This is a genomic window from Pseudarthrobacter enclensis, assembly GCF_030811655.1.
Taxonomy (GTDB): Bacteria; Actinomycetota; Actinomycetes; order Actinomycetales; family Micrococcaceae; genus Arthrobacter; species Arthrobacter enclensis_A.
In genome coordinates this window covers 92521-110468 of record NZ_JAUSRE010000018.1, presented here as the reverse complement: position 1 = coordinate 110468, position 17948 = coordinate 92521, and the positions used below count along the sequence as shown (strand labels likewise).

17 protein-coding genes and 1 pseudogene are annotated in these 17948 nt (G+C 66.2%); 10 read left to right on the top strand and 8 right to left on the bottom strand.

What is annotated here, in order from left to right:
- Positions 1 to 764 (top strand): annotated as a pseudogene (locus J2X98_RS16430) (L-serine ammonia-lyase); the annotation flags it as partial.
- A gap of 42 nt (positions 765 to 806) precedes the next feature.
- Here J2X98_RS16430 and J2X98_RS16425 read toward each other — a convergent pair.
- Complete coding sequence (locus tag J2X98_RS16425) at positions 807 to 1349, bottom strand: TspO/MBR family protein (protein ID WP_307310265.1); 543 nt, start codon at positions 1347 to 1349, stop codon at positions 807 to 809.
- Positions 1350 to 1469: 120 nt separating this feature from the next.
- On the opposite strand from J2X98_RS16425, the gene J2X98_RS16420 reads away from it, so the two are divergent.
- From J2X98_RS16420 to J2X98_RS16410, 3 genes are all read left to right on the top strand, one after another.
- Positions 1470 to 2603, top strand: a complete 1134-nt coding sequence (locus J2X98_RS16420; protein WP_307310262.1) for a lipid II:glycine glycyltransferase FemX — start codon at positions 1470 to 1472, stop codon at positions 2601 to 2603.
- 123 nt (positions 2604 to 2726) lie between these two features.
- A complete protein-coding gene (locus J2X98_RS16415; RefSeq protein WP_307310259.1) occupies positions 2727 to 4043 on the top strand; it encodes a peptidoglycan bridge formation glycyltransferase FemA/FemB family protein in 1317 nt (438 codons plus the stop codon).
- A 33-nt stretch (positions 4044 to 4076) separates the two neighbouring features.
- Entirely contained in the window at positions 4077 to 5564 is a 1488-nt protein-coding gene (locus tag J2X98_RS16410; protein WP_307310257.1) for a threonine/serine exporter family protein, read from the top strand.
- Between the two features lie 20 nt (positions 5565 to 5584).
- On the opposite strand, the gene J2X98_RS16405 is transcribed toward J2X98_RS16410, so the two are convergent.
- Both J2X98_RS16405 and J2X98_RS16400 read right to left on the bottom strand, forming a co-directional pair.
- Positions 5585 to 6424, bottom strand: a complete 840-nt coding sequence (locus J2X98_RS16405) for a siderophore-interacting protein (RefSeq protein ID WP_307310254.1) — start codon at positions 6422 to 6424, stop codon at positions 5585 to 5587.
- Between the two features lie 14 nt (positions 6425 to 6438).
- Positions 6439 to 7209 carry a uracil-DNA glycosylase gene (locus tag J2X98_RS16400; protein ID WP_307310251.1) on the bottom strand — a complete coding sequence of 257 codons (771 nt, stop codon included), beginning with the start codon at positions 7207 to 7209 and terminating at the stop codon, positions 6439 to 6441.
- 94 nt (positions 7210 to 7303) lie between these two features.
- On the opposite strand from J2X98_RS16400, the gene J2X98_RS16395 reads away from it, so the two are divergent.
- The 6 genes from J2X98_RS16395 to J2X98_RS16370 all read left to right on the top strand — a co-directional run bounded on the left by J2X98_RS16395 (position 7304) and on the right by J2X98_RS16370 (position 13008).
- Complete coding sequence (locus tag J2X98_RS16395) at positions 7304 to 7633, top strand: DUF3263 domain-containing protein (RefSeq protein ID WP_373460910.1); 330 nt, start codon at positions 7304 to 7306, stop codon at positions 7631 to 7633.
- A gap of 51 nt (positions 7634 to 7684) precedes the next feature.
- Positions 7685 to 8314 carry a LytR C-terminal domain-containing protein gene (locus J2X98_RS16390; protein ID WP_307310249.1) on the top strand — a complete coding sequence of 210 codons (630 nt, stop codon included), beginning with the start codon at positions 7685 to 7687 and terminating at the stop codon, positions 8312 to 8314.
- 65 nt (positions 8315 to 8379) lie between these two features.
- The gene (locus tag J2X98_RS16385) at positions 8380 to 8586 is read left to right on the top strand and encodes a cold-shock protein (RefSeq protein WP_141943519.1); all 207 of its coding nucleotides are present in this window, start codon (positions 8380 to 8382) and stop codon (positions 8584 to 8586) included.
- The gene (locus J2X98_RS16380) at positions 8586 to 9854 is read left to right on the top strand and encodes an ABC transporter substrate-binding protein (protein ID WP_307310246.1); all 1269 of its coding nucleotides are present in this window, start codon (positions 8586 to 8588) and stop codon (positions 9852 to 9854) included. The genes J2X98_RS16385 and J2X98_RS16380 overlap by 1 nt, the downstream gene beginning before the upstream one ends.
- Positions 9855 to 10143: 289 nt before the next feature.
- Complete coding sequence (groL, locus tag J2X98_RS16375) at positions 10144 to 11778, top strand: chaperonin GroEL (RefSeq protein ID WP_110543978.1); 1635 nt, start codon at positions 10144 to 10146, stop codon at positions 11776 to 11778.
- A 138-nt stretch (positions 11779 to 11916) separates the two neighbouring features.
- Positions 11917 to 13008: a ribonuclease HI family protein gene (locus J2X98_RS16370; protein WP_307310242.1), complete on the top strand. Its 1092-nt coding sequence runs from the start codon at positions 11917 to 11919 to the stop codon at positions 13006 to 13008.
- Positions 13009 to 13021: 13 nt separating this feature from the next.
- On the opposite strand, the gene J2X98_RS16365 is transcribed toward J2X98_RS16370, so the two are convergent.
- The 5 genes from J2X98_RS16365 to J2X98_RS16345 form a co-directional block, all read right to left on the bottom strand.
- On the bottom strand, positions 13022 to 13309 hold the full coding sequence (locus tag J2X98_RS16365) for a WXG100 family type VII secretion target (RefSeq protein ID WP_141943513.1): 288 nt from the start codon (positions 13307 to 13309) through the stop codon (positions 13022 to 13024).
- 127 nt (positions 13310 to 13436) lie between these two features.
- Positions 13437 to 14960 carry a sensor histidine kinase gene (locus tag J2X98_RS16360; RefSeq protein WP_307310240.1) on the bottom strand — a complete coding sequence of 508 codons (1524 nt, stop codon included), beginning with the start codon at positions 14958 to 14960 and terminating at the stop codon, positions 13437 to 13439.
- 2 nt (positions 14961 to 14962) lie between these two features.
- Positions 14963 to 15673, bottom strand: coding sequence for a response regulator transcription factor (locus J2X98_RS16355; protein WP_141943509.1), 711 nt, complete (start codon positions 15671 to 15673; stop codon positions 14963 to 14965).
- Positions 15674 to 15746: 73 nt separating this feature from the next.
- Complete coding sequence (locus J2X98_RS16350) at positions 15747 to 16247, bottom strand: DUF427 domain-containing protein (protein WP_141943507.1); 501 nt, start codon at positions 16245 to 16247, stop codon at positions 15747 to 15749.
- 52 nt (positions 16248 to 16299) lie between these two features.
- On the bottom strand, positions 16300 to 17946 hold the full coding sequence (locus J2X98_RS16345) for a DNA repair helicase XPB (protein ID WP_307310234.1): 1647 nt from the start codon (positions 17944 to 17946) through the stop codon (positions 16300 to 16302).
- Positions 17947 to 17948 lie beyond the last annotated feature (2 nt).

Here is a 17948-nt window from a genome sequence, read left to right as displayed (position 1 = left end):
CGCGTCGCTGAAACGGGACGGGGTGCTGCCGGGCGGGTTGAAGGTCCGCCGCCGCGCCCCGGACTGGTACGGCCGGCTGAAAAAGGAATGCGCCGGCGGGCGTGATCAGGACCCGGACGCGGCCTGGGACGCGGGCCCGTTTGAGCCCGCGTATTGGCAGGAGTGGGTTAACTTGGTGGCGTTGGCGGTGAACGAGGAGAACGCCTCCGGCGGCCGGGTGGTCACCGCCCCGACCAACGGCGCGGCCGGGATCATCCCCGCGGTGCTGTTCTACGCCCTGCACTTCGCCCCCGGCATGGACACCGCCACACAGGAAGACCGCGACGGCGTGGTGGTGCGGTTCCTGCTCGCCGCCGGCGCGGTAGGGGTCCTCTACAAGGAACAGGCCTCGATCTCCGGCGCTGAAGTCGGCTGCCAGGGCGAGGTGGGGTCCGCGTCCTCGATGGCCGCCGCGGGCCTGGCCGAGGTCATGGGCGGGTCCCCCGGCACAGGTGGAGAACGCCGCGGAGATCGCGATGGAACACAACCTCGGCCTGACCTGCGACCCGATCGGCGGCCTGGTCCAGGTCCCCTGCATCGAACGGAACGCTATCGCCGCCGCGAAAGCGATCAACGCCGCGAAAATGGCGCTCTGGGGCGACGGAACCCACCGCGTCTCCCTCGACGAAGTCATCATCACCATGCGCGAAACCGGCAAAGACATGTCCTCCAAATACAAGGAAACCGCCATGGGCGGCCTCGCCGTCAACGTCGTCGAATGCTGACGGTTCCCGGCGGCAGCGCGGGAATGGCGGGACAGGGCTGAGCTAGTTGTGCGCTGCCGCCCACCAGTTGAGGCTGGCTGCGAACACCAGCCATGAGACGTATGGCAGCAGGAGCAGTCCTGCCGCCCGGCTGATGGGACCGAAGTACATCACGGTCACTGCGACGGCGCCGATCAGGGTGATAATGATGGCCAGCCCCAACCACAATGCCGTCGTGCCCAGGAGCGGGTAGAGCGCAAAGAACGCCGGCGTCCAGGCGAGGTTCAGAACCAGTTGGACGGCATATGCCGTCATGGCCCTGCGGGTTCCGGTGCTGCGCTTGCGCCACACGAGCCAGGCGGCCACGGCCATGGCCGTGTACAGGACGGCCCAAACCGGGCCGAATACACCGTTGGGCGGGGTCCACGGCGCTTTGTCCGCGGTGGCGTACCAGCCGTTGACATTCGCTGCAGACGCCAGGCCGCCGAGGCCTGCCACCAGCAGGGACGCCACCAGGAACCCGGCAAGGGCCGCCGCCTGGACACCTGCACTGTAGGGCCGCCCTCTCTTCACGTCTGTACCGCTCTGTCCCTGGTCCGGCCTCATACCCCCACACTTGTTGAATGCCATGAGCCGCGTCAAGGTGGCATTCGGCCTGCATCGGCGCCATGCCAGGCAGGCCCGGAGAAAAGGCTGGCATCGCTGAGGCTTTAGACTTGAGGCTGCATGTCCGCACGCATCCAGAAGTACCGAAACCGCGCACAAACCCGATTGGACACGGCCCCCTTGCGAGAATTCACCGCACGTTTTGCCACAGCCGAGGAAATTGAGAACTGGGACAAGCACGTCACGGCCAACCCGAACGGCGGCAACATGCTGCAGTCCGCCGCGTACGCCTCCGTCAAGAACGGAAGTGGCTGGAAGGTCCTGTTCCTGGTGCTGGAAAGCGGCGGAAGCTCCAGCTACAACCTGGTGCTGGAAAAGCGGTTCCCCGTCCTGGGGCGGCTTTGGTATCTGATCAAGGGCCCCGACGTGGCGGACCCCGCAGACCTGAAACCAGCCCTCGAAGCGTGCGCGGCTTTCGTCCGCAGCCGCAAACTGAACGTCTTCACCATCAAGGTGGAGCCGGACATCGTCGACTCCGAGGCTGCACAGGAAGAACTTCGGGCCGCCACCCTGGTCAAAGCGCCCAACATCCAGTCCAATGACTCCACCGCCCTGCTGGATATCTCCGGGACGGAGGAGGAAGTGTTCAAAGCCATTTCCTCCCGCGCCAGGAACGCCGTCCGGCGCGCAGAACGCGAGGGCTGCCAGGTGGTACGGCAGGAACCGGGCCCTGAGACCTACCGTGCGCTCTACGAACTGATGGCCGACACCGTCAAGGCCAAGGGTTCCATGCCCCTGCGCAGCTACGACTACTACGCCCGGTTCTGGGACGAGTTCTGCAACCGCGGCCAGGGCAACTTCTTCTTCACCTACGAGGACGGGAAACCCAGCGTGGGGGCATTCGTCATCAACTACGGTGCCAAAGCGACCTATAAGGACGGCGGTTCCACCCAGAACCGCAAGCAGTACGGGGATTCGCACCTGGTGCAGTGGACTGCCATCCGGCGCATGCAGGAACTCGGCTGTACCGAATACGACTTCTGCGGTACCCCGCCGGCCGCCCGCATCAAGGACAAAACCCACAACCTTTACGGAATGGGCATGTTCAAGACCAGCTTCACCAAAACTGTCACGGACTTTGTGGGCTGCCATGACTACGTCCTGTCCCCGCTCCGTCACCGGCTTTGGGTCAGCGGCGGAGAAAAGGTGTTCCGCCGGATCGAGACCGCCCGCACCGGCCAGCAGTTCTACTGACCGGCTCCGGCAGCAAAACCACCGAGCCCTCCCGTAGGGCCCGCTTTCACCCGCAGGGCCCGCACGAACACCGTCCGTCCAGCGCCTGGCCCCAGGCCGCGAAGAATCAGAAGAGGTCACCCCTTGAATCCAGTTTCCGCCGCTACCGGGCTTGAATACGCCAACCTCAGCGACGCCGACTTTGAGGCCTTCGCCCTGAAGCACCCGCAGAACAGCTTCCTGCAGTCCATCGACTTTGCCCGCTTCCAGCGCGCCCGCGGCCAGCAGGTGGAGCTCTTCGGCGTCCGGCGCGACGGCGAACTCGTGGCAGCGGGAAAGCTCAACTACACCACCACCCGGCTGGGCTACACGGTCTGTGAATGCGCCAAGGGACCCCTCATGGACTACACGGACCGCGAACTGGTGGGCGGCGTCGTCGAACTTCTCCGGAAGCATGCTGCAGGCCGCAAAGCCGCTGAACTGAGGATCTCACCCAACATCCGGTACATAGCCCGGGACGAGGACGGCGCCGAGCACCCCGACGTCGAGGACAACCGGCCGCTGGTGGCGGACCTGGAAGGGCTCGGATTCCAGCACCAGGGCCTGGACATGAACTTCGTCAACGTCAACTGGATGTTCATCAAGAACCTGGTGGGCATCCAGGACGCCGAAGAACTGATCATGGGCACCAGTTACCGCACCCGGAAGGCCATCCGCAAGGCGGAGAAGAACGGCGTCTTCCTGGAGCAGGCCACCCTGGAAACCCTGGACGAGTTTTACGGAGCCCTGAGCCGGGCCGGGGACGAAAAGGGATTCGTCTACCGCGAACGCGGGTACTACGAGCACCTCCTCCGCACCACGTCGCCGGAATTCACCAAGCTCATGATGGCCAAGATCGACATTCCGGCCTACCGGAAGTCCATCACTGAACGCCTGGCCGCGGAGTCCGCCACGGCTGACGATCTGCGGCGCGAGGTGGAGGAAACCGGCAGTAAGAAGAAAGCCAACCGGCTCAAGGTGGTCCAGGACCTGGTGGACAGCTACGAGCGGAGCCTGAAGGACATTGAACGGTTCCCCGACTCCGTGGGTACCGCCACCGTGGCTGCCATCCACTTCGTTTGCTATGGCGACGAGGTGGTCTGCGTGATCGGCGGCACCGTCCAGGACTACATCTACTTCAACGGCGCAACGTCGCTGTACTGGGGCATGATGCTGCATGCGCTGGAAAAGGGGTACCCGCGGTACAACTTCTACGGCACCTTCGGCATCTCCGGACAGGACGAGGAAGGCCACGGCGGCTACGAGTTCAAGAAGGGGTTCGGCGGGGAAGTGGTCCAGCTGGTGGGGGACTTTGTCCTGCCCGTCCGTCCCGCCGTCTTCCACGCCAACCGGCTGGCCAGGTCCGCTGCCGCCGCTGCCCGCACACTGCTGGGGAACTTGCCGCTCAAGCGCGCAGCCTGACCATCCACCAACCGCGCACAGGGAGGAACGGGCATGAGCAACCGGCCCGAACGGCCAGGGTCCAGGCCGAAGACTGACGGCCTGCCCAAAACTGAACCGCTGACCCCTGCGCAGCTCCGGCAGGATGCGGCCGCCAAGAGGATGCTGCGCCGCCTGGTGCAGGGCGAAAATCCGCCCACGGCGCCCCTGAGCATCGTGGACCGGCTGGCCGGAAGTCCCTACGCAAACCCCACCATCCAGGTGGGCGGCGTGGACACGTCCGCGCGCAAAACCCTGGACTTCGCCCTGCATCTTGCCGAGACCATGTTCCGCTACGGTGCAGGCGCCCTGGAAGTGGAGACCAGCATCATCGCCGTCACCGCCGCGCTGGGTTTGAAGAACATCGAAGTGGACATCACCAACCAGTCCGTGGGGATCAACTACGCCCCCAAGGACCAGACACCGATTGCCCTGCTGCGCGTGGTCCGGTCCTGGACCAACAACTATGCGGGCCTTGCCAAGGTCCACCAGCTGGTAACGGACATCGTTGCCGGCGGCGTGGGCCGTGATGAAGCGATCCGCAGGCTCAACGAGGCCATCACCAGCCCCAAGCCGTATCCCCGCTGGATGGTCACGGGCGCCTTCGGTGTTTTCGCGGCCGTGTTCGTGGGCGTGCTGGGCGGCGGACCGGTGTCGTCGTTGATCGCGTTCGTTGCCAATATCGGCATCAGCCTGCTGGCCCGCCAGCTGGGACGGTGGCGGGTGCCGGACTTCTTCATCACCGCCAGTTGCTCGTTCGTGGTCACCATGCTGGCGCTCCTGCTCTGGCAGCTGGGGCTCACCACGTCACCCTCGATCGTGGTGGTGGGCGGCATCCTGCTGCTCCTGCCCACCGGGCGCCTGGTGTCCTCGGTGCAGGACGCCATCAACGGCTTCCCGGTGACGGCCGCGGGACGCTTCCTGTCCACGCTGCTGACCTTCGGCGCCATCGTGGCGGGCATCGCCGTCGCGTTCGTCGTGGGGGAGCTGACCGGCCTGCAGCGCATCGACGTCACGCAGACCTTCCCGCCCGCCTACGACCTCTGGGTCCTGATCCTCTTCGTAGCCGCGGCCGTCATGGCCATCGGCATTACGGAGCAGACCACCTGGCAGCTCCTGCTGCCCACGGCCGCCGTAGGGGTGGCAGGCTACCTGGTGCTGCTGGGCTGCGGCCAGCTGGGAATCGGCGACCGGTTCTCGCCGGCCATTGCCGCCGTCGTCATTGGCCTCCTGGCCAGGGTGGTGGCCCTGCGGATGGGGGCGCCGCAGCTGGTGGTGGCAGTCCCCGCCGCGCTGATCCTGCTGCCGGGCCTGACAATCTTCCGGTCCATGTACGTGCTCACCGTTGAGGAAACCGAAATCCTGGCCGGTGCCGGTGGAATGCTCAGCGCCGGCGCCATCGTGCTGGGAACGGCCGGCGGAATCGTCCTGGGTGACGTCCTGGCCCGTCCACTGACCCGCAGCCTGGCGAGCAACGAGCGGCGCCGGGCACGCCGCCGCTAGCATTCGGACGCGAGGCCGGCCTAGATCTGTCCGACGGGCAGTTTCTTCTCCGCCTGGAACACATCCTCCACCCGGCCCTGTGCCCAGTAACCGGAGAGCGATACCTGCCGGCGCTCCAGGCCGCGCTGCTTGAAGAAGACCTCGCGCAGCGCCTTCATGTAACCACGTTCGCCGTGCGCAAAAACGTCCACCGTGCCGGCGGGCCACTGGGCGTCCGCCACCGACTTGACCAGTACATCGCTGGAACCGGCGGGAGCGCCGTTGCGCGGCAGCCACCTCACGTCCAGCCCGGCGGGGGCGGCAATGGACTGGATGTCCGCTTCGGAACCGACCTCCAGGAAAGCGAGCCCGGTTGCGTCCGCCGGCAGCGACTCGATGCATGCCGCCATGGCGGGCAGTGCCGCTTCGTCGCCGGCAAACAGGTACCAGTCAGCATCCGGGTTGGGGTTGTAGGCGCCGCCCGGGCCGGTGAAGGTGAGCGTGTCCCCGGGCCGGGCATTGGCCGCCCACGGACCCGCCAGCCCCTCGTCGCCGTGGACCACGAAGTCGATGGCCAGCTCGCGGGCTTCCGGGTCCACCCAGCGCAGGGTATAGGTGCGGGTGTACGGCCACTGTTCGCGCGGCATGGTTTCCCGGACCTCCCAGAGATCAAGGGGGGAAGGGTAGTCAACGCCCGGCTGGGGGAAGACGATTTTCACATACCGGTCCACGAAACCGTTGTTGGTGAAATCACTGAAGCCGTCTCCGCCCGCCACGATCCGCACCATGTGCGGGGTTAGCTGCTCTTTGCGCAGCACGGTCAGGTTGACCTGGGGTCGGCTCTTCTTGGTTGCGCTGGTGGCGGCAGGGACAGTGCTCATAAGGCAAGCCTAAGCTAGGGCGACGGCGGGAGCTCCCAGGTTACGTCCGGCGCACCTTGCTCCCGCAGCAGTTTGTTCACGCGGCTGAACGGCCTCGAGCCAAAAAATCCGCGCGAGGCGGACAGCGGGCTGGGATGGGCGCTGGCAACGGCGGGCGCCCCGGCCAGAAGCGGGCGGACGGACTCGGCTTCCTTGCCCCACAGTACCGCCACCAGCGGCGCCCTTGACCCGTCCGGTGCCTTGCGGGCCGCCAACGCCGTGACTGCCGCCGTCGTGATCTCCTCCCAGCCCTTGCCCCGGTGTGAACCCGCGGCCCCGGCCCGGACGGTGAGCACCCGGTTCAGGAGCAGCACGCCCTGCTCCGACCATGCCGACAGGTCGCCGTGGACCCGCGGCGGAATCCCCAGGTCCGATTCCAGCTCTTTGTAGATGTTCACCAGGCTGCGGGGTATGGGCCGCACGTGCGGCTCGACGGAAAACGACAGCCCGACGGCATGTCCCGGCGTGGGGTAGGGATCCTGCCCCACGATGAGGACCTTCACGTCCTTGAGGGGCTGGCGGAAGGCGCGCAGGACGTTCGACGGCGCCGGCAGGACCTGGTGCCCGGCGGCTTCTTCCGCTGCAAGGAAGGACAGCACCTTCCGGAGTTGGGCCTCCACGCTGTGGAGCGCGTCGGCCCAGTCCGGGGCCATGAGCCCGGCCAGCGGCAGCCGGGCAAGGTCGGCGAAGCTGACGTCGTCCGCGGGGGACTGCTGGAGCTCGAACAGCGCATCCGATTCAAACATCGTTCCATTGTGGCAGGCACCCAAATGACACTGATGTTATTCGGCGGCTAGCATGGGGGTAAGACATTTACCGTAACCAGCGAAGGAGCGTGCCGTGGCGGAACCGGCCCGGGAACACCTGCCGGAGCAGGAACCACGGAAGTCCCTCCTGGCGGATTTCAACCTCCGCGAGTCCTCCCTCTCGGAGCGCGAACAGCAGATGCTGGCCCTGGAACGGCAGTGGTGGAAATACGCGGGAGCCAAGGAACAGGCCATCCGCGAACTGTTCGACCTCTCGGCGACCCATTACTACCAGCTCCTCAACGCCCTCATTGACCGCGAGGACGCACTGGCCCACGATCCCATGCTGGTCAAGAGATTGCGTAGACTACGTACGTCGCGCCACCGTGCGCGCACCGCCCGGCGCCTGGGATCCGACGCTTAAGACGCCCCAGTCCGGGACACCAGCCGCAATCAACAAGGATGTCCTTCCACCATGACCAGATACGCCCGCGATGAATTCGACAAGGTCCCGGAGGCCGCGTCGCGACAAGGTGTCCACCGGACGGCCTCGGCCCCGTCCCGCGTGCGGCTGTGGCCAATCCTGGCCGTGGGAGCGGCGGCCCTGGCCATCGGCCTGGTGTCCTTCCTGATCCTTCCCAAGCTCGGATTCAACACCACCGCCAGCCAGGCATCGGCCAGCGTGGAGTCGGCCCCGCTGGCAGGCACAGGATCCACCGCTTCGCCTGCACCGACCACACCGTCTGCCACGCAGTCTCCCTCTTCCGTGCCCAGCCAAAGCGACGTAGCCGCGCCTGAGCCCTCGGCGTCCGCAACCCAGCAGGCCGTCGTCGATAAGACCCAGCCAGTAGCCGTCTACAACGCGGCAGGTACCGCTGGCCTGGCCAGCCGGGTGGGCGTTGCCGTCCAGGCCGACGGGTGGCGGCTCGGCCCGGTGGGCAACTGGTCCGGCGCTCCTCAGAAATCCTCCGTGATCTTCTACGCCGGCCCCCAGCAACTGGCAAGCGCGCAGGCACTCGCTGCGCTGCTGAACATTCCCACCGTGGTGAACAGCACCCAATTCCAGGTACCGCTCGTGGTGGTGCTCGGCCCCGGTTACCGGTAGCCGAAACGCCCTCCAGTTACGCTGGTCCGGTCCCTCCCGGCACCCAACGGAAAGAGTTGTTCAACATGGCACTGGGAACCGTCAAATGGTTCAACGCTGAAAAGGGCTACGGCTTCATCACCGTTGACGGCTCCAGTGACGACGTGTTTGTCCATTGGTCGGCGATCCAGGGGGAGGGCTACCGCGCCCTTGAGGAGGGTCAGCGGGTGCAACTGGATATTGGAGAGGGCCAGAAGGGCCCCCAGGCCGAAAACGTCCGGCCCGTCCAGTGATGCCGGTCCATCGCCCCGCCGCCCGCGTCCGGACCGCGCTTGCCGTTTCGCTGGCAGCCGTCCTTTCCGTTACGGCATGCGCCGCCGCCGGGGGAAACGCCCGGGTTCAATCGGCCGAGGCCTCCGGCGATGGCGTCCTCCGCGTGGGCCTGCTCCTGGATAACACCGGCGCCAACGCCTTCCTCAACGCAGCCCAGCTGGCCGCTGCCAAAGTGGCCATCCAGGAGATCAATGCGGCAGGTGGCCACAAGGGGCGCCCGGTGGAGCTGCTCCCCGTGCATCCGGATCAGGACACCGCCGCCCAGGCCAAGGGCCTGGTGGACGCCAAAGCCGACGTAGCCATCGGGCCCACCGACTCGAGCCACGCAGCGGCCGCCACCGACGTCCTTTCCCGTGCACACGTGCCGGTCATTTCACCGGCCAATACCGCTTCGGCGCTCTCCACCAGGGCCAGCGGCGGCTACTATTTCCGGACGGCCGCGGCCGACGTCGCACAGGGCCCCGTGCTGGCCAAACTCGCCAAGGACGGCGGCGCCGCCACCATCAGCGTGCTCTACCAGGAAGGCTCCTACGGCAAGGAGGTCTCCACTGCGGTCACGGAAGCCGCCCGGGGCTCCGGGCTGACGGTCCTGCCGGCAGTCGGCTTCAAGCCCGGGAACGTTGCCGACGCCGCGCAGTCGGTGGCCAAAGCCAGCCCTGATGCTGTTGTCCTGGTCGCCCGTGACGGCGCCCAGGGCGCTTTGGCTGCGCTGCACAACGCCGGCGTTGCCGGTTCGAAGCTCATCCTCAGCGACGGCGGTTTTGCCCGTTACGGATCCGGGTTGGGGTCCGGCGTCCTTGACGGCGCCCGCGCCATTATCCCGGGCCAGCTGCCCACGGCCGCTTTCCAGGCAAAGCTCCTGGCGGTGGACCCTTCCCTCAAGGATGTCTCCTACGCCGCCGAAACCTTCGACGCCGTAACACTGGCGGCCCTGGCAGCCGCCCGCGCCCAGGACGACGCGGGCCGCTCCATAGCAGCCAACCTCATTCCCGTGTCCGGCGGAACGGGAATTCCCGGAGCCGGAACCCCGTCGGCCCCCTGCCTCAGCTACAAGGAGTGCCTGGGCGGACTTGCCGCTGGCCCGGACATCAATTACGACGGCGAATCCGGCCCGGTTGCCTTCGATTCCAATGGGGACATCACGTCGGCCGTTTTTTCCGTCTTCAAATACGGGGCGGACAACAACCCCGTCCCCGCGGGCCGGGAGACGGCCGGACGCGCCGGCTGATCGCCCTGGGCGAAGCGCCCCTTGCAGAGCGTGCGCCAGGCGCCTTATCGCTTGCACTCTCACCTGGGGAGTGCTAATTATTGAGTTAGCACTCTGACGTACCGACTGCTAAGCAAAGCCTGGTCCCGGCCGGCGGCGCGCTGCACCGGTCGAGGAGCGAAAGAAACACCTTACTTCAGTGAGATCCCACCCCGGGGGCATACAGAGGCCGCCGTCAAAGGATCGTCCGTCGCGGGCACTGCAGCGAAGGTTCATTCTTAACGACTGTCCCGAAAGGACTATTGCCGTTATGGCCAAGATCATTGCATTTGATGAAGAGGCACGCCGCGGCCTTGAGCGTGGCCTGAACACCCTCGCCGACGCCGTTAAGGTCACCCTCGGCCCGCGTGGACGCAACGTCGTCCTCGAAAAGAAGTGGGGCGCCCCCACGATCACCAACGATGGTGTTTCCATCGCCAAGGAGATCGAGCTGGACGACCCCTACGAGAAGATCGGCGCAGAGCTGGTCAAGGAAGTTGCCAAGAAGACTGACGACGTTGCCGGTGACGGCACCACTACGGCAACGGTCCTGGCACAGGCACTGGTCAAGGAAGGCCTGCGCAACGTTGCAGCCGGCGCCGACCCGCTGTCCCTCAAGCGCGGCATCGAGAAGGCTGTTGAGGCCGTCACCGCCGAACTGCTGAACTCCGCCAAGGAAATCGAAACCAAGGAAGAGATCGCGGCCACGGCCTCCATCTCCGCCGGTGACGACGAGATCGGTGCCCTCATCGCCGAAGCCCTGGACAAGGTGGGCAAGGAAGGCGTCATCACGGTCGAGGAGTCCAATACCTTCGGCCTGGAGCTCGAGCTCACCGAAGGCATGCGCTTCGACAAGGGCTACATCTCCGCCTACTTCGTCACCGACGCAGAGCGCCAGGAGACGGTCCTTGAGGATCCCTACATCCTGATCGTCAACTCCAAGATCTCCAACGTCAAGGAACTGGTTGCTGTCCTGGAAAAGGTCATGCAGTCCAACAAGCCGCTGCTGATCATCGCCGAAGACATCGAAGGCGAAGCCCTGGCCACCCTGATCGTCAACAAGATCCGGGGCACCTTCAAGTCCGTAGCCGTCAAGGCTCCGGGCTTCGGCGACCGCCGCAAGGCCCAGCTGGCTGACATCGCTGTCCTCACCGGTGGCCAGGTCATCTCCGAGGAAGTTGGCCTCAAGCTGGAGAACGCCGGCCTGGAGCTCCTGGGCCAGGCCCGGAAGGTTGTTGTCACCAAGGACGAGACCACCATCGTCGAAGGTGCTGGCGACGCCGACCAGATCGCAGGCCGCGTTTCCCAGATCCGCGCCGAGATCGAGAACTCCGACTCCGACTATGACCGCGAGAAGCTGCAGGAACGCCTGGCCAAGCTGGCCGGCGGCGTTGCAGTCATCAAGGCAGGTGCGGCTACCGAGGTTGAGCTCAAGGAACGCAAGCACCGCATCGAGGACGCAGTCCGCAACGCCAAGGCTGCAGTTGAGGAAGGCATCGTCGCCGGTGGCGGCGTGGCCCTGATCCAGGCCGGTGCCAAGGCATTCGCCAACCTGCAGCTGTCCGGCGACGAAGCAACGGGCGCCAACATCGTCCGCGTTGCCATCGACGCCCCGCTGAAGCAGATTGCCTTCAACGCCGGCCTCGAGCCCGGCGTGGTTGTCGACAAGGTCCGCGGCCTGCCCGCAGGTCACGGCCTGAACGCAGCAACCGGTGAATACACCGACCTGCTGGCTGCCGGCGTCAACGACCCCGTAAAGGTGACCCGCTCTGCCCTGCAGAACGCAGCTTCCATTGCCGGCCTGTTCCTCACCACCGAAGCAGTAGTGGCTGACAAGCCGGAGAAGGCTGCTGCCCCTGCCGGCGGTGACGACATGGGTGGCATGGGCGGCATGGGCGGCTTCTAAGCTTCCCCGCCGGGACCTGTCCCGCCAGTTACAGAAAATGCGGCCCCCTCCTCGGAGGGGGCCGCATTTTTCGTCGTGGCGTGTCCTGGGATGCCCCGGCGCCAGCCCGTTGTCAGCTGCTTCTGGCAGGATGGACCGGTGACGATTACTGCAGCGGCTGACGGTTCGGCCTTGGGTAACCCTGGTCCGGCCGGTTGGGCCTGGTATGTGAATGATGATTGCTGGCGGGCAGGAGGGTGGCCGCACGGGACCAACAACCAGGGGGAGCTGATGGCTGTCCTTGATCTCCTGCGCGCCACCGCGCACCTGCCCGGGGAAGACCTGCGCATCCTGTGCGATAGCCAGTATGTGATCAACTCCATCACCAAGTGGATGCCAGGGTGGAAACGCAAGGGCTGGCGCAAGGCCGACGGAAAGCCCGTCCTGAACGTGGAACTGCTGAAGGAACTCGACCGGGAGCTTGCCGGCCGCATCTATACCTTTGAGTGGGTCAAGGGCCATGCCGGGCATGACCTCAACGAGGCCGCCGATGAACGGGCCAGGGCTGCCGCCACGGCATACCAGCAGGGAGTGGCGGCAAGGTCGGGGCCTGGATTCCCCGGCGGGCACCACCCGGGCGCACAGCAGGCGGACCCCCGCCGGCAGGCAGCCTCGATGCGCACTGTGAACGCGCAGCAACCATCCGGTGTGGGCCTGCCGCCCGCCACGCTGGATATTCCGGGCCAGCCGGCCGCCGCCCCATCCACGCGGTCCGGTGGAAACGCACCTGCAGCCGGCACGGGGCGGCCCACTCCCGGCCCGGTCTCTGCCTTCGAGGAACTCGACCTGTTCAGCGAACTGGACGATGAGGCCCTTGAAGTGGCTGAGGCAAGGGGGCAGGGAGGTGCCATCCCGCCGGAGGCGCTGGTGGAAGAGCTCGAACGCGAGCTGCTGGGGCCGCTGGTGCGCGGGGACATCGGCCGCACCGCTGTCCTGCTCCACCCGGACTTCATGGAGATCGGTAGTTCGGGAAGGGTCTGGACCCGCGACGCGATGATGATGGCATTGGAAGAAGACCCCGGCGAACGTACCGACATCGAGATCCTCGGTGCTGAGCGCATCGGCACCGGCGCGGTACTGCTGACCTACCGAAGCTTTGCCCGCTCCGGCACGACGCTCCGCAGCTCGCTGTGGGTCCTGGACGGCGGCCGGTGGCGGCTGCGCTTCCACCAAGGCACGCCGGAGGCGTAATAGGGGCACACCGTCAGCTGAAGCGCTGCGTATTTCCCTGCTCCGCCTGGGCATAGGTAGCGGCCGCGGAGGCCAGTGCCGCATTGATGGACGCCAGGGAGGCCTCCACACGGCCCTGGGTGATGGTCCATTCGGTGATCAGGGCCTGGAAGTTGGTGGCTGCCGATCCGCGCCATGAGCCCTGCAGTTCATCGAGGCCCCGCTTCATGGTCTGCACGTCGGTGCTGATCCGGTCCACGGTTGCCTGCACGCTGGCGGACTTCACCTGAAGCAGTTCGGTATCGACGGAAATGATGCTCATGGCTGTGCCTTTCACTACGCTCACTACGGCGGGAGGGTAGGCAAGGCGTACCGCCCCCGGGCCCGGCGGTTCCGGACTGCTGGGACGAGCCTACGGAGCATCCGCACGCGCCTCCATGATGGGAAGGCTATATGTGGATAACCGACCCGTCGCTGCCCTTGGCCCGGGCAATACTGCCGTGCGCTTCTTCCTGCCCGTCGCCGTCCTCCTGCCCGTCGCCGGGCCGTGGTGTGTCTTCCCGACGCGGAAGGCTGACCACCAGGGTGGCGCCCCCGCCGTCGGTCTTTTCCACCCGGACGGAGCCGCCGTGGGACCCAACGATGGCGGCGACGATGGCAAGGCCAAGGCCGCTGCCGCCCGTCTCCCGGGTGCGGGACGTGTCAGCCCGGTAAAAGCGTTCAAAAACCTTCGCCGCATCATCTTCCGAGATCCCGGGCCCGTGGTCCCGTACCTCGATGACGGAGCGCTCCTCGCCGTCGTCCGCCCGCACCCCGACCGCAAGCTCGATCGGGCTGCCCTCGGGGGTGTAGCGCAAGGCGTTGCCCACCAGGTTGCCCACCACCTGGCGCAGTTTGGCCTCATCCCCCAGCACGGGGGCCGGTGCCGCCGTTCCGCCGTCGAGCCCGGTCAGCGTGATCACCCTGGAACGGTCGCTGGCCTGGGTGTCCACCACGGCGTCATGGGCTATGAGCTGGAGGTCCACCGGTTTCTGCTGCAGCGGCCGCTGCTCGTCAAGCCGGGCCAGCAGGAGCAGGTCCTCAACCATGGAGCCCATGCGCTTGGCTTCGCTTTCAATCCGGTTCATCGCCGTGGCCACGTCGTCGTCCGTGGCCAGGGCGCCATGGCGGTAAAGCTCGGAGAATCCACGGATGGTTACCAGGGGAGTGCGCAGTTCGTGCGATGCGTCGGCGGCGAATCGGCGCATCCTTGCCTCGGAAGCGGTCCTGGCCGCAAAAGCTGTCTCGATATGCGCCAGCATGGCGTTCAGGGAGCTGCTGAGCCGCCCCAGTTCGGTGGTTGGGTTCTCCACCTCCACGCGGCGGGAGAGGTCCCCGGCGGCGATTGCCGCTGCAGTCTTTTCCACCCTGGCAAGCGGCCGGAAGGCCCGCGAGACGGTCCAGCTGGCAATGAGCGAGGCCAGCAGCAGCGTCAGCAGTCCTACCCCGGTAACCACCAGGGTGGCATGCTTGAGGACGTCGTCGACGCTCTCCAGGGGCAGCCCGATGACCACGACGGCGGTGGACTGGCCGTTCTGGACCGTCACCGCCACAACCCGCCAGTTTTCGCCGTCTGTTCCGCGGACCTGGAAGGGAGCAAGTCCGCGCGCCTGGGCCTGGTCCACGCTGATGGCGCTGATGTCCGGATGGTCGTCCGGATCGCCGCCGAACGTGTACGGCTGCTCGCCCGGGGCGAAGAGCATCAGGGAATAGTCGGTGGGAATCGAGCTGGGTGCCTGCAGTTGGGTGAACGAGCGCTGCTTCCGGGCAGAGTCGACCGCGGCATTCAGCTTGTCGTCCACCTGGCCCTGGAGGTAACTGTGGAGCAGCGTCAACGTCACCGCCCCGGTGACCGTCAAGGCCACGATCAGCAGCGCCATGATCATGGCCACCAGCTGCGACCTGAGCGAGGCCGACTTCCACCGCTTCAGCAAGGTCAGCGCTTTTCAGCCGTCCGCAGCACGTAGCCTACGCCGCGCTTGGTCTGGATCAGGGCCGGCGCCTCGGGGTCGATATCGACCTTGCGCCGCAGATAGGAGATGTAGGACTCCACGATGGACGCGTCACCGTTGAAGTTGTACTCCCAGACGTGGTCCAGGATCTGCGACTTGGACAGCACCCGGTTGGGATTGAGCATGAGGTAACGAAGCAGCTTGAACTCGGTAGGGGAGAGTTCGATGACGGTGCCGCCGCGCCGCACCTCGTGGGCATCGTCGTCGAGCTCGAGGTCGTCCACGCGGATGATCGCGTCGTCATCCAGCAGGGGCTGCGTCCGGCGGAGCACCGCCCTGATGCGCGCCACTACTTCATCCAGGCTGAAGGGTTTGGTGACGTAATCGTCGCCGCCCACCGTCAGGCCGGTGACTTTATCCTCTGTGTCGTCCTTGGCCGTGAGGAACAGGACGGGGAAGTGTTTTCCGGAGGCCCGCAGCCGGCGCGTGACGGTGAAGCCGTCCATGTCGGGAAGCATGACGTCCAGTACGGCCAGGTCAGGAGCCTGCGTATCGGCGGCAGCAAGGGCGTCACGCCCGTTCGCGGCTGAGACCACTTCAAAGCCTGCGAACCGCAGCGACGTGGAGAGGAGCTCGCGGATGTTGGGTTCGTCGTCGACGACGAGCAGCCTGGCTTCTGGACCGTTCTTGTTCATGCTCCCATCATGCTCCCAGTCTCTGGGAGTTGTCTGGATATTCGTTGTGAGCATGATGATGGTGCGCTTGTACTTACCAGTCCATCGTTCCGGGCTCTCCCTTGAAGGGCCCCACCACGCGGCTGGTGATCCAGCCGCCGTAGAAACGTCCCGGCTGCGCGGTGACCCGTTCTCCGTCCACCTCGCAGTAGTCCATCCTGGCCGGGTAGACGGCCACCCTGCCGGCCAGCGCCTCGAACCCGGCAGCGGGCTCGGGGTAGGACCAGGCGGCGCCCTCGGCCTCCTTCCCGCCGCCGCGCACGGTGAGGTACATTGCCGCGCCCTTGAACTCGCAGAAGCTGCTGCCCGCGGCGTGCTCCAGTGTGCCGGGCGCAAAAGCCGATAGCGGGAGGTAGTAGACCGGAGGATGGCTGGTCTCCAGGACCCGCAGGGAATCCGTGGTGTCAAGGATCAATTCGCCGCCCAGGACGATCCGGATCCGTTCGCTGCTGGGTTCGATCCGTGGCGGGCGCGGGTAATCCCAGACCGACTCCTGGCCGGGCCCGGGGACGGCCCGAACGATTCTCATAGTCATGCTTCCAGTGTGCGACCGAGCCGTGCTTTCCGCACCAGGGAATGCACGCCGCCTAATCGGTGGCGTGCACGTCCTTCGCGTCCATGATCCTGTAGGCATACCCCTGTTCGGCCAGGAACCTTTGGCGCTTGGCAGCGAAGTCCTGGTCCAGGGTGTCCCGTGCCACCAGGGAGTAGAACCGAGCGGCGCGGCCGTCCTTTTTGGGCCGCAGCAGCCGGCCCAATCTCTGCGCCTCTTCCTGCCTGGACCCAAAGGAACCTGAGACCTGGATGGCCACGGAGGCCTCAGGCAGGTCGATGGAGAAGTTGGCCACCTTGGACACCACGAGTGTCTGCAGCTCGCCCGCGCGGAACGCGTCAAACAGCTTCTGCCGCACCTTGACGGACGTGTCGCCCTTGATCACCGGCGCGTCCAGGCGCTCGCCGAGTTCGTCCAGCTGGTCGATGTATTGCCCGATCACCAGCAACTGCTCACCGGCGTGCCGGGCCACCAGCTGCTCCACCACCTGGGTCTTGGATTCCGAGGTGGCGCACAGCCTGTATTTGTCCGCGTCGTCGGCCATGGCATAGGCAACCCGCTCATCCTGCGGCAGATCGACGCGGACCTCCACGCAATCCGCCGGCGCGATGTAGCCCTGGGACTCGATGTCCTTCCAGGGCGCGTCATACCGCTTGGGTCCGATCAGGCTGAAGACCTCGCCTTCCCGGCCGTCCTCCCGGACCAGGGTGGCGGTCAGTCCGAGCCGCCGGCGCGCCTGCAGGTCCGCAGTCATCCGGAAAATGGGGGCCGGCAGGAGGTGGACCTCGTCGTAGATGATCAGTCCCCAATCGTGCCCGTCCACGAGTTCAAGGTGCGGGTAGATCCCGCCGCGCTTGGTGGTGAGGACCTGGTACGTGGCGATCGTCACCGGGCGGACCTCCTTCAGGGCACCGGAGTACTCGCCAACTTCGTCTTCGGTGAGGGACGTCCGGCGGAGCAGTTCATCCTTCCACTGCCGGGCCGCCACCGTGTTGGTGACCAGGATCAGGGTGGTGGTGGAGCCGGTGGCCATGGCCGCGGCCCCCACCAGGGTCTTCCCTGCACCGCAGGGGAGCACCACCACCCCGCTGCCGCCGGCCCAGAAGTTTTCGCTGGCAAGGCGCTGGTACGGGCGCAGTGCCCACCCGTCCTCGTTGAGGGATATCAGGTGCGGGGTGCCGTCCACGTAGCCGGCCAGGTCCTCCGCCGGCCAGCCCAGTTTCAGCAGCAGCTGCTTGAGCTGCCCGCGCTGTGAGGCGTGGACCACCACCGTCTCGCCGTCGATCCTTGGTCCGAGCAGCGGCGCGATCTTCTTGGCCCCGATGACTTCCTCCAGCACGGGATAGTCATCGGTGCGCATGACCAGGCCGTGCCTCGGGTCCTTTTCGAGGCGCAGCCGGCCGTACCGGGACATGGTTTCGGCCACGTCCACCAGGAGCGAATGCGGCACGGGAAAACGGGAGTACTTCAGGAGTGCGTCCAGCACCTTTTCCGCGTCCAGTCCGGCGGCCCTGGCATTCCAGAGGCCCAGCGGGGTCAGGCGGTAGCTGTGCATGTGCTCGGGGGCCCGCTCCAGTTCCGCGAACGGCGCGATGGCGTGCCGCGCCTCGGTGGCCAGTTCGTGGTCCACCTCGAGGAGGATGGTCTTGTCGCTCTGGACGATCAGGGGTCCGTCGGTCACGC